Below are 11,981 nucleotides of genomic sequence, written 5' to 3'. Positions count from 1 at the left end.
TTACATAATCGGAAGCACGTTAACGGCATCCTTTACATTTGAATATGTTTTCAGCGATGAAAAATTGGCGTCCAGTTTATTCATTTTCATAGCCAATTCTGGCTTAATGCCAGTAATGATTAATTCGGTTCCGGTCAATTTCAGCAAATGGCTCAGCTTGAAAATCTGGTCGGCGGTTTGTTCATTTACTTGGGCTAATCCTGATAAATCAATGATCAAATAATCATCTTTGGATGTTGATAAGATATTCGTCAATGTGCTGACGATGGAATTAAATCGCTCCTCTGTCAGGTTGCCGACTAGCGGAAGAGCCGAAATGCCGTTGCGAATCGGGACAATAGGCGTTGAAAGTGCAGTAATTTCTGTGAGGGAATCCTCGAGAAGTTTTTCATACTCTTTTTGCTGGGTGATGTCTTTTTGAATTCCGACAAAATAGGTCTTGTCTTCGATCTCCAGCGGATCAATACTCAATTCATTCCAGAACATCGTTCCGTCTTTTTTGTAGTTTTGGATCTGAACGGTAACCGGTTCTTTATTTTGCAAAGCGATTCTGATGTTGTCTACTTCAGCGGGGTCTGTGTGTTTCCCCTGTAAGAAGCGGCAGTTCTTTCCTAAAATCTCTCCGGCTTCATAGCCGGTCATTTGAACAAAGCCTTGGTTTACGTAGACAATAGGATTATCTTCAAGTGCAGGATCTGTAATTACCACACCGACTCGCGCGTGATCAAGCGCTTTTTTGATGACTTCCAGCTGTCCTTGTACTCCAAATGATTGAAAACTAGCCATATAAATCCCCCTTAGGCTGTCAGCTAACTGTGCGAAAGCCTGGTATTCCCCTTTTTTTAATGAATTCTACAGTAACCGTAGCACAACACATGTTCTGATTCAAGCAAGCGCAGTTTGTTGTTTGTCATCAAGGCTTGTCCTCGTATACACTAAAAATAAGAACAGAGATTGAACATATGAACGGAAGTAGCTAAATGAGTGACTAGGTCAATGTCACTGGGTGAAAAATGAATCCAATGCATCAAGCTTACCGATCATGTGTTCACATATAATGGAAGAAACAAGCTTTTTTCAGATTTGCCAGTATGTAGATATCGAAAATCATCGGAATCGTTTAAGGGGGCTGGATGGCCTGAAGTCGCTTTACGAAATAAGGGCTTTAGGAAGGTGATGATGAAGATGCTGCATCAGGTACTTATTGCTTGTGTAATTGGAGGAATCATGGGGATTCTCGGTCATGTGAAAAAGAGAGGCAGGCTGGAGAAGCCCAGAATGACGAAGCGGTTTATCTACCTTGGATTTTTGGAAGATTGGTTTATCGGAATGACAGCTTCCATTTTACTTGTATTATCCGCTGACCCCGATTCAGGAATTCAACTTGTCATCTTATCCATTATCTCAGGCTACGGCGGTGAAGCTGTTCTCAGAAGTTTTGACTTTGTGAGAGAAATGAACAGCGGAGGCGAACCGGCCGAGTCCAAACGTCAAACCAAAACTCCACCCGAATAATTGTCCTCAATCTTCGCCCGTTCAGGGTACATTCCCATTGTATACAAACCTGCTTGCACTTATGAACAGAATTCTATAAAATACAGTTAAGATTACGGTTGCGATAAGAACAATGAAGAGGAGCAGTAAGAAGCAGATATTGTTGCAGAGAGTTGACGGCTGGTGAAAGTCAATCAAGTTTGTTTCCGAACTCACCTCAGAGTTGCAGCGGTGAAAAGCCGCTGACGCATAACTGCGTTAAAAGTATCAAGTGAGTGCGGCGCATGCCGCGCTAACGAGGGTGGTACCGCGGGAAAACGAAAGTCTCTCGTCCCTTTTAGGGATGAGGGAGTTTTTTTTAGTTTGGGAATATTCTGAATATAATCCTCTCCTTCCCGTCAATACTTGAACCATAAACGCCGTATTCAATCAGAAGGAGGTTTTTACTTTGAGTTTTCAGCACAAAGAGATAGAAAAGAAATGGCAAACATATTGGCTCGAAAACAAAACATTTGCCACTCTTGATAATAATGAAAAAGAAAAATTTTACGCGCTGGACATGTTTCCTTATCCGTCAGGAGCGGGATTGCACGTCGGCCATCCTGAAGGATATACAGCTACGGATATCCTGTCCCGCATGAAGCGCATGCAGGGCTATGATGTCCTACATCCAATGGGCTGGGACGCATTCGGCCTGCCGGCTGAACAATACGCGCTTGACACAGGGAACGATCCTGCTGTGTTTACGAAGCAGAATATCGATAATTTCCGCCGCCAAATTCAGTCGCTTGGCTTCTCATATGACTGGGATCGTGAAATCAATACGACTGACCCTGAATACTATAAATGGACGCAATGGATTTTCTTAAAGCTTTACGAAAAAGGCCTTGCTTACGTTGACGAAGTGCCTGTAAACTGGTGCCCTGCTCTCGGTACGGTTCTTGCCAACGAAGAAGTTATTGACGGCAAGAGCGAACGCGGCGGCCATCCGGTAGAGAGACGCCCGATGAAGCAGTGGATGCTGAAAATTACAGCATATGCGGACAGGCTTCTTGAAGACTTGGAAGAGCTTGACTGGCCGGAAAGCATTAAAGATATGCAGCGCAACTGGATCGGCCGTTCTGAAGGCGCACACGTTCATTTTACTGTAGATGGACATGCTGAATCCTTTACGGTGTTTACGACAAGACCAGATACGCTGTTTGGCGCTACATACACTGTGCTTGCTCCGGAACATGCATTGGTGGAAAACATCACAACGGCAGAGCAAAAAGAAGCTGTTGAAGCATATATCAAAGAAATTCAATCAAAGAGTGATCTTGAGCGTACAGATCTTGCGAAAACAAAGACAGGCGTTTTCACAGGAGCTTATGCGATCAATCCTGTAAACGGAGAAAAATTGCCGATCTGGATTGCGGATTACGTTCTTGCTTCATACGGAACAGGTGCTGTTATGGCTGTTCCTGGCCACGATGAGCGTGATTTTGAATTCGCCAAAACATTTGGCCTTCCGGTGAAGGAAGTCGTGAAAGGCGGAAATGTTGAGGAAGCAGCGTACACTGGCGACGGCGAGCACGTGAACTCAGATTTTCTGAACGGCCTTAACAAGCAGGAAGCGATTGAGAAAGTGATCGCTTGGCTGGAAGAAACGAAAAACGGCGAGAAGAAAGTGACGTACCGTCTGCGCGACTGGCTCTTTAGCCGTCAGCGTTATTGGGGCGAACCGATTCCGGTCATTCATTGGGAAGACGGAACATCAACGGCTGTGCCGGAAGAGGAGCTGCCGCTGATTTTGCCGAAAACGGATGAAATCAAACCGAGCGGAACAGGCGAATCACCGCTTGCGAACATTAAAGATTGGGTGGAAGTCACAGATCCTGAGACAGGTAAAAAAGGAAGAAGAGAAACGAATACAATGCCGCAATGGGCGGGAAGCTGCTGGTATTTCTTGCGCTATATTGATCCGCGCAATCCGAATCAGCTGGCATCACCAGAGAAATTGGAAAAATGGCTTCCGGTTGATATGTATATCGGCGGTGCAGAACATGCCGTGCTTCACCTTCTGTACGCCCGCTTCTGGCATAAGTTCCTTTATGATATCGGCGTAGTGCCGACGAAAGAACCATTCCAAAAGCTGTACAACCAAGGCATGATTCTCGGCGAAAACAACGAAAAAATGAGTAAATCTAAAGGGAACGTCGTCAACCCTGACGAAATCGTTGCTTCTCACGGCGCTGATACGCTGAGATTGTACGAAATGTTCATGGGACCGCTTGATGCTTCAATCGCCTGGTCTGAATCAGGATTAGACGGCGCGCGCCGCTTCCTTGACCGCGTATGGCGCCTGTTTGTTGAAGACAGCGGTGAGCTTAATGGCAAAATCGTTGAAGGCGCTGGTGAAACATTGGAGCGCGTGTATCATGAAACGGTCATGAAAGTCACAGACCATTACGAAGGCCTTCGTTTCAACACGGGTATTTCCCAGCTGATGGTCTTTATTAATGAGGCGTATAAAGCAACAGAGCTGCCGAAAGAATATATGGAAGGCTTCGTGAAGCTTCTTTCTCCTGTCGCGCCTCACTTGGCGGAAGAGCTTTGGGAGAAGCTTGGCCATTCCGGCACGATTGCATACGAAGCTTGGCCTGAATATGATGAAACGAAACTTGTGGATGATGAAGTTGAAATCGTTGTTCAGCTGAACGGAAAAGTAAAAGCGAAATTACAGGTTCCTGCCGATGCGACGAAAGAACAGTTGGAACAGCTTGCTCAAGCAGATGAAAAGATCAAAGAGCAGCTTGAAGGCAAAACGATTCGAAAAATCATCGCGGTGCCTGGCAAGCTTGTCAATATTGTGGCAAACTAAGCCTAGAAAAAATCCCCTTTGCCAAAAGGGGATTTTTTTCATCAGTCTGTAAATAGCAATCGTCCAGCTGACTTTGATATACTGAACATGATCATTGTGAATAGGAGTGTTTTCTTTGGAGATAAAAGAAATCAGTACAGCCGTTTTGAAAGAAAAAATTGAGGCGGATGAAGAACTATATTTAATTGATGTCAGAGAAGATGAAGAGGTGGCGGAAGGCATGATCCCGCAAGCCGTTCATATTCGGATGGGAGATATTCCTGAAAAAATGGACACCTTTGACAAAGACAAAGAGTACGTATTTATCTGCCGCTCAGGAATGCGCAGCATGAATGTCTGCAGGTACCTGGATGAGCAGGGCTTTAAAACAGTCAATGTTGAAGGCGGCATGATGGCCTGGGAAGGCGAAACAAAACCAAAAAACTAGGGGAGAGGCCCCCTAGTTTTTTTATTTGTATTCCGGAAGCCAATCGCCGTGTGCTGCAAATAAATCGTCACACATGGAGATGATGTCAGTCATGGAAAGCTCCGCGCTTGTATGCGGATCAAGCATTGCCGCTTGGTAAACCGCTTCTTTTTTTCGTGTAACAGCGGCTTCAATTGTCATCAACTGCGTATTAATATTCGTCCGGTTTAAGGCTGCTAGCTGCTCAGGCAGTTCTCCGGCGAAGCACGGGGTAATTTTTTTTCTGTCGGCGACGCATGTCACTTCCACAACCGCTTTTGAAGGAAGATTGGTGATCAGTCCTGTATTCAAGACGTTTCCCCCAAAGGTGAACGGCTCGTTCGTTTCCATTGCTTCTATAATTCTTGAACCATATTCCTTTGAGCGTTCGTGCGTAAGGTTTTTATTATTAACGATATCATCCCGCATTTTCTCCCAATTTTGAATCTGTTTCACGCATCTTCTCGGATATTCGTCGAGCGGGATTTGCAGCTCGCTGATCAGCTCGGGATAGTTCCGTTTAATAAAGTATGGATGATATTCTGCATTGTGTTCGGATGATTCCGTGACATAATAGCCGAACTTATCCATCAATTCAAACCGCACCATATCATGATGCTTTGTTTTTTGTTTTTCTTTTGCCCTCCTTTTGATTTCCGGATATAGATCTACGCCGTCTTTTTTGACTTCCAAAAGCCAAGCCATATGATTGATGCCCGCGATGCGCTCCTCGATTCCGCCATGCTCCATTCCGAGAGATTTGAATAAATCCTTCGTGCACACTTGAACACTGTGGCAGAGCCCGATTGTTTTGATATTCGTATAGCGGAGCATGGCGCCTGTAAGTGAGGCCATTGGGTTTGTGTAGTTTAAAAACCACGCATCCGGGCACATTTCCTCCATATCTTTTGCGATATCAAATAAGACCGGGATTGTTCTGAGTGATCTGAAGATCCCGCCGATGCCGACTGTGTCAGCGATCGTCTGACGCAGCCCGTACCGTTTCGGAATCTCGAAATCTATGACTGTGCTCGGTTTATACCCTCCAACCTGAATCGCATTGATGACATAGCTTGCGTTCTGCAAGGCGAGTTTTCTGTCATCATAGCTGTTGATGGCCACACTCGGGTTATAGCGGTCTCTCAGATTTTCGAGCATGAACTGGGATTCCTGCAAGCGTTTTGGATCAATGTCGTAAAGGGCGAATTCAAATCCATTCAGTGCTTCTGTTAACAAGCAGTCTCCCAAAACATTTTTGGCGAAAATGGTGCTCCCTGCACCGATAAATGTAATCTTTTTCATATTGCTTCCTCCTTTAATGTTATCCCTTTACCGCTCCGGATGACAGGCCGGCAATAAAGTATTTTTGCAGCGCCAAAAACAGAATAACCATCGGCAGCATCGCCATAAGCGCGGCTGCGGCAACTAAATGCAGATTGTTGGCGTTTTCTCCGAAAAACCCTGCCATGGCTACTGTTAAAGTCTGAACCTTTTGATCTTGTAAAAAGAAAATCGCAAATTGATAGTCGTTCCATATGAAGACACAGGAAATAATACAGATGGTCGCAGTGATCGGCTTCAGCAAGGGAAACACGATCGTAAAAAAGATTTTCAGCATGCCTGCGCCATCTATTCTTGCGGCTTCTTCAAGCTCTTTTGGAATGGTCGAACGGATGAAGCCAGAATATAAGAATACGGTTAACGGCATATAAGCCGCTGTATTGATCAAAATGGCGATGGCGTGTGTATTGACCATTCCGGCGTCCACGACCATTCGATACAAAGGCACCATCGACGTTAACGGAGGGATGATCATAATGGAAATCAGCAAGGCAAAAACGGCTTTATTCAGTTTTGTTTCCCGCCGGGCAAGCGGGTAGGCGGCAAGTGAGCCGAATATAATCAATAACAAGGCAGAAAAACCTGTGATGATGATGGTGTTTATAAATGAATTTCCTAACGAAGCGCGCTCCCACGCTTCTGAAAAATTGTGAAAGGAGATGTCGGCTGGAAACAGCCATTTTGAACTGTAGTCTCCTTTTGCTTTTAATGAAGTGGTCAGAAGGATGTAAAAAGGAATAAAATGCGCACAGGCCACAATGGCGGCAAGAATCGTAATGATCCGCATGTTTTTTGAACGGGCGGCTTTCATGACATTTCCGTCTCCTTTCTTTTAAAGTACGCTAGCGCACAAAAGCTGATGATCAAAATGACAAATGCCATAAATATGCCTTGCGTTGCGGCATAGCCGGCATCCTGCCGTTTGAAATACAAATCGTACATAAAAGTGGACATGGATTGTGACGCATTTCCGGGACCGCCTGCGGTGAGCGCGATAATGACATCAAACAGCTTTAAGCCTCCGATAATGTTGATGACCATATTAATCGTGATCGAGGGCATTAACAGCGGCAGCGTAATGCTAAAAAACTGCTGGCCTTGTTTCGCGCCATCCATTTGCGCAGCTTCATAATAGTCTTTCGGAATGCTTTGCAGGCCAGCTAAGTAGACAACCATAGCGATCCCGACATATTGATAGGTGTTAATCATGACAATGAGCCACGGATTGAGCGATGGACTGGCGAGCGCATTGATCGGGCTGATGCCGAATACACCAAGCAAATCGTTGAGCGCGCCTCCGTCATAGGAGAAGAAAAAGTACCAAATATAGCCCATAATGAGCGGGCTGATCATGACCGGCAAATACACAATTGTTCTTGTTGTCGCTTTCATTTTGATGCTTTGATTCAAGAGCAGGGCGTACAGGAGTCCGACCGCATTTTGGAAAAAGGTGCTGCCGAGTCCGTAAAGCAGCGTGTTTTTTAAGATGTGCCAGGTGTCAGGATCAGAAAACAGCCTTTCATATTGCGCGAATCCCACCCATTGGTAGACTTGTGAAAAGCCGTTCCAGTTCGTAAAGGTGATCAATGTGCCTTTCACAAACGGATAAATCATAAAGACCAGAACGGAGAGCAAAGCAGGAATATACATCCACCAAAGTGAGGACTGCTTTTTCGGCTTAACCTGTTTCACATGAACGTCTCTTGCGATCTCACTCATTGTTCTTCAGCTCCCTGTGTTTCCGATTGCTCCCGGAGTCGTTTGTATTCTCTTCCCAGCTTCTTCGAAATCTCTTGAGGCGTCAAAATGTCAGCCGCAAGCTCCTGCCCGGCCGTGCCTAGGACATCCCACATTCCATTTGGCAGGTATAAACGGTCGAAGTAAGGCTCGACTTTGACTTCTTGATAATGCTCATAGTCGTTTGCGTAGAAAATATCAGCTTTCACATTGGTCAGTCCTGAAGGAAGCGACGTGGCTTCAGCCATTTGTTTGGCATTGGCGGGACGGGCCATAAATGCGATGAATTCTTTTGCTTTCTTTACGTGAGGGGAGTCTTTCCATGCTGCAAGTGTGTAGCGTTCACCGCCGATCCATATCGGATCATCACCGTCATGTATGGCAGGTGTCGGGATAATGCCGACCTTGACCTTCGGATTGATCTGGGCAACGTCTTGGCCAAGCGTGCCCCCTTGCATCGTAAAGGCGATTTTGTTTTGGGCCATTAATTCAATGAGCTGTGATTTTTTTGCGGTTACGGCGTCAATATTGATCAATTTTTCTTTCTGCATTTGTTTAAGGATGTCTGATAAATAAGTGAATTTGCTCCAATGAAAAGTGCCGTTGGTGAGCTGTTTTTTTTCATTATGGGCAGGATCTGTGATGAGAAGAGGTGTAGCGAATTGGTCGTAATATTGGGCGAATGAGCTTTTGTCATAGCCGGCAAACCAGAAGGGCACAATGCTTCCCTTGCTCTTTTCTTTAATCGTTCTTAGCGCTTTCATAAAGTCATCCATGGTTTCCGGCGGGTTAATGCCGTAACGGTCTAAAATATTGCGGTTATATGCCAGACCGTCTTTTGCCTGATTGATCGGATAGGCATACACCTTTCCGTTTTTATTTTTGAGGATGCTGTTTAGATTGGGATCGAGATCTTGAGTCCATTCCATATCCCTGAGATCAGCTGTATATTCTCCATACCTGATTTTTCCCCAGCCATGTGTATCGAAAAGGTCAGGCAAATCATTGGCTGCCATTCTGACACGCATCATATTTTCATAGTCATTGCCTGGGAAATGAAGGCTGACTCGAATGTCACTGTGTTCCTTTTCAAACGCTGCCGCCAGTTTTCTGAACGTATCTCTTTCACTGTCCGTTGACATTGTAGAATAAATCGTTAACGTCTTTTTTGCGGTATCTGCTGAGCTTTTCTCTGCTGAGCATCCGGGCAGAACAAGCAGAATAAGAGAGAGAAATAAAACAAAAGTGTGTTTCATCTTTTCCTCCTTATTATCGTGATGAATGCTTGCTTATGTCACCTCCTTAGCTGTATATCCGCAGCTTTGTCTCACGATTAATGTTGTGGGCAGGGTGACATGATGAGGAAGCGTACGCCCATTGAGACGGTCAAGCAACAGTTTCACGCCTGTACGGCCCATTTCCTCTGTGTACACCTTCACCGTCGTTAGTGGCGTGCTGGCAAATTCAGCTTCTTCAATGCCGTTAAAGCTGACGAACGCCGTATCCCGCGGCACTTGGAGTCCGGCTTCCTGGAGCGCTTTTAATGCGCCGATCGCCATGGAATCGCTTGCGATAAAGAATGCTTCCGGCAGATTGCCTTGAGCGATTGCTTTCTTCATCAGGCGATAACCCTCGCGCATGCTGTATTCTCCGATCAGCACATGCTCAGGCCGGGGGGCGGCGGACTCCAAAAAGGCGGTCAGCCGTTTGTCTTCAATGGTTCTGCGAATGCTTTGGCCGTCCTTCAGTGTATGCTCTTTTTCCTGCCCGCCAATGTAGCCTAACCGTTTGTAGCCTAGATCGAAAAGGTGATCAATCGCCTGGCGTGAAGCGGATTCAAAATCGATGCCAATTGAATCGTATGCTTGAGGATCAGGAGAATGATTGATAAATACGGCATGCTCCAGCCTTCCGCTGATGTGCTTAACCGCTTCATCGTGAACACGGCCGATGACAATAACACCATCCAGTTCCCGAAAGATATGCTCCTGAAAGGAACCGAGATGAATCGAATTTGTAATGAAAATTTCCTGTTCAAAGCATTCTTTTTCAATGCCTTTGCGAATCGAAGAAAAATAAGGGTCCTGCCGTTCCTGATCAGGGGACAGACAGCTCAGTACGCCGATCAGCGGCTGGGCCCGCTGTTTTTGCCCGCGGGCTTTCCGGCGTTTAGCAACCGTTTGGTAGCCGAGCTCTTCGGCAATAGTGATGACTCTTTGTCTCGTTTCGCCAGCAACAGAAAGCGACTCATCTTCATTTAAAATTCTGGAAACAGTTGCACTTGAAACATTTGCTTTCAAGGCGATATCTTTAATCCGAACCATAAGTATCCCTCTCATCTATTTAGTAAAATAGTAACTTCTCTGTTTTTGATAAATTGATACTATCATATGAAAGTAAGCGGTTACAATAATTGTTTTCGGAATATTTCGTTATATTTACTAAATATTTAGTAAATGATGCGATTTGTTTTGGAAAAATAAAGGGGAAACCAGATTCGTCTCGTAAATGTGAAGTAAGCGAATAAGGAAGGGTGAGGGAATGAGTACGGAAAGAAGAAAGCAGCTGTTTCGATTGCTTGGAGATTTGCCTGATCGGAGGGAAATCAGTACGGAGACATTGCGTATTGAAGAAAGAGAAGGAAACATCATTGAAACGCTCCTGCTCGATCTAAACGGACATGAAAAGGTGCCCGCTTATTTTGTGAAACCGAAGTCTGTAGAAGGGCCGTGTCCAGCCGTATTGTTTCAACATTCGCATGGCGGCCAGTATGACAGGGGAAAAAGTGAACTGATGGAAGGAGCGGATTATTTGAAAACGCCTTCTTTTTCCCGTGAGCTGACTTCTCTTGGGTACAGCGTGCTTGCGATAGATCATTGGGGATTTGGAGATCGGCGTGGAAAAACGGAAAGCGAGATTTTTAAAGAAATGCTTCTTACCGGAAGAGTGATGTGGGGCATGATGATTTATGACAGTTTAAGAGCGTTAGATTATATGCAGTCTCGCCCTGATGTTCAGCCTGACAGAATCGGGACCATCGGCATGTCTATGGGAGGGTTGATGGCGTGGTGGACAGCGGCGCTCGATGACCGGATTAAGGTGTGTGTGGATTTATGCAGCCAGGTAGATCATCACGTGCTGATGAAAACACAGAATCTTGACCGGCACGGCTTTTATTATTACGTCCCGTCGCTTGCAAAGCATTTTTCTGCCTCAGAGATCCAAAGCATGATCGCGCCGCGCCCGCACCTTAGCCTTGTTGGTGTACACGACCGGTTAACGCCGGCTGAGGGTGTGAACAAAATCGAAAAAGAATTGACATCTGCGTATGCTGGACAGGGAGCTTCTGATTGCTATCGGGTGGTCCGTTCCGCTTCAGGGCATTTCGAAACAGCAGTCATGAGGCATGAAGCTGTCCGGTTTTTGCAAAAGTGGCTGTGACGGTTACAGGAAATTGGCAGAAAGGCGCAGATTTGAGCGAAGGAAGTGGAACCAATGGAATTACAAGACATTTTGGATTGGGCTTTCCGGCGGCATCTCAATCCATTAAGCTGGTATATCCGACCCCTCTTTTTATTAGTATTGATTTATGCTGCGTATAAGCGCAGCTGGAAAGGCATCATCATCACTTTTGTATTGATGATGAGCAGTATGGTCTGGTTTCCGGAACCTAAGAAGATTGATCTGCAAATGAAAAAAGTGCTGGAATTCGAGCAAATGCTTTTAAGCAGTCCGGTCTCGGCTGTTTTAACAATTGCTTTCATGATGGTTTTTCTCGGTTTTATTTTGGCTGCTTTCTGGAAGCGGTCGCTTGTATTTGGTTTAATCCTATTGAATGTGACACTTGTTGGGAAGGTGGCCCTGTCCTTATTTTTCACAGGTGAGAATGGCTGGGCACCGTTAGGCAATACGATTTTTGGGCTGATGATGGTAAATGGGATCGGCTTGTTCATCAAGTATAGAAATCGAAAAAAACGCAGAGGAATAGACATCTAAGGCTAGGACCGTTTAACTGTAAAACGGTCTTTTTGCTCGTTTCAAGGACCAGCCCCAAAACAAAATGAAGATTTACTATATTTACATAATCGTATGTGAATAGTT

The 11,981-nt window shown here is 45.4% G+C and carries 11 protein-coding genes and 1 other annotated feature; of the genes, 5 read left to right on the top strand and 6 right to left on the bottom strand.

The window, feature by feature from the left end; all coding sequences use genetic code 11:
• Positions 1 to 786 carry a YtvA family blue-light photoreceptor gene (gene ytvA / locus RAC86_RS11915; protein ID WP_014114852.1) on the bottom strand — a complete coding sequence of 262 codons (786 nt, stop codon included), beginning with the start codon at positions 784 to 786 and terminating at the stop codon, positions 1 to 3.
• Positions 787 to 1,179: 393 nt separating this feature from the next.
• Here ytvA and RAC86_RS11910 point away from each other — a divergent pair, with 393 nt between their 5' ends.
• From RAC86_RS11910 to RAC86_RS11900, 3 genes are all read left to right on the top strand, one after another.
• The gene (locus RAC86_RS11910) at positions 1,180 to 1,515 is read left to right on the top strand and encodes a DUF4257 domain-containing protein (protein WP_003223352.1); all 336 of its coding nucleotides are present in this window, start codon (positions 1,180 to 1,182) and stop codon (positions 1,513 to 1,515) included.
• Positions 1,516 to 1,618: 103 nt separating this feature from the next.
• Positions 1,619 to 1,833, top strand: a binding site (T-box leader).
• A gap of 109 nt (positions 1,834 to 1,942) precedes the next feature.
• The gene (gene leuS / locus RAC86_RS11905) at positions 1,943 to 4,357 is read left to right on the top strand and encodes a leucine--tRNA ligase (RefSeq protein WP_072566718.1); all 2,415 of its coding nucleotides are present in this window, start codon (positions 1,943 to 1,945) and stop codon (positions 4,355 to 4,357) included.
• A gap of 115 nt (positions 4,358 to 4,472) precedes the next feature.
• Entirely contained in the window at positions 4,473 to 4,784 is a 312-nt protein-coding gene (locus RAC86_RS11900) for a rhodanese-like domain-containing protein (protein ID WP_014114849.1), read from the top strand.
• Positions 4,785 to 4,805: 21 nt separating this feature from the next.
• Here RAC86_RS11900 and melA read toward each other — a convergent pair whose 3' ends face one another.
• The 5 genes from melA to RAC86_RS11875 are packed head-to-tail and all read right to left on the bottom strand — an operon-like array spanning position 4,806 to position 10,204.
• On the bottom strand, positions 4,806 to 6,104 hold the full coding sequence (gene melA, locus RAC86_RS11895; RefSeq protein WP_014114846.1) for an alpha-galactosidase MelA: 1,299 nt from the start codon (positions 6,102 to 6,104) through the stop codon (positions 4,806 to 4,808).
• Between the two features lie 19 nt (positions 6,105 to 6,123).
• Positions 6,124 to 6,954, bottom strand: coding sequence for a carbohydrate ABC transporter permease (locus RAC86_RS11890; RefSeq protein WP_014114845.1), 831 nt, complete (start codon positions 6,952 to 6,954; stop codon positions 6,124 to 6,126).
• Positions 6,951 to 7,862 carry a carbohydrate ABC transporter permease gene (locus RAC86_RS11885; RefSeq protein WP_072566717.1) on the bottom strand — a complete coding sequence of 304 codons (912 nt, stop codon included), beginning with the start codon at positions 7,860 to 7,862 and terminating at the stop codon, positions 6,951 to 6,953. The genes RAC86_RS11890 and RAC86_RS11885 overlap by 4 nt, the downstream gene beginning before the upstream one ends.
• On the bottom strand, positions 7,859 to 9,136 hold the full coding sequence (locus RAC86_RS11880) for an ABC transporter substrate-binding protein (RefSeq protein ID WP_072566716.1): 1,278 nt from the start codon (positions 9,134 to 9,136) through the stop codon (positions 7,859 to 7,861). Before RAC86_RS11880 ends, RAC86_RS11885 begins: the two co-directional genes overlap by 4 nt.
• A gap of 33 nt (positions 9,137 to 9,169) precedes the next feature.
• Positions 9,170 to 10,204, bottom strand: coding sequence for a LacI family DNA-binding transcriptional regulator (locus tag RAC86_RS11875; protein WP_072566715.1), 1,035 nt, complete (start codon positions 10,202 to 10,204; stop codon positions 9,170 to 9,172).
• A 217-nt stretch (positions 10,205 to 10,421) separates the two neighbouring features.
• Here RAC86_RS11875 and RAC86_RS11870 point away from each other — a divergent pair, with 217 nt between their 5' ends.
• Complete coding sequence (locus RAC86_RS11870; RefSeq protein WP_072566714.1) at positions 10,422 to 11,321, top strand: dienelactone hydrolase family protein; 900 nt, start codon at positions 10,422 to 10,424, stop codon at positions 11,319 to 11,321.
• Between the two features lie 54 nt (positions 11,322 to 11,375).
• A complete protein-coding gene (locus RAC86_RS11865) occupies positions 11,376 to 11,876 on the top strand; it encodes a hypothetical protein (protein WP_072566713.1) in 501 nt (166 codons plus the stop codon).
• The last annotated feature ends 105 nt before the right edge of the window (positions 11,877 to 11,981 follow it).

Source organism: Bacillus sp. LR_5 (assembly GCF_042709275.1).
This window is presented reverse-complemented; position numbering and strand designations above follow the sequence as displayed.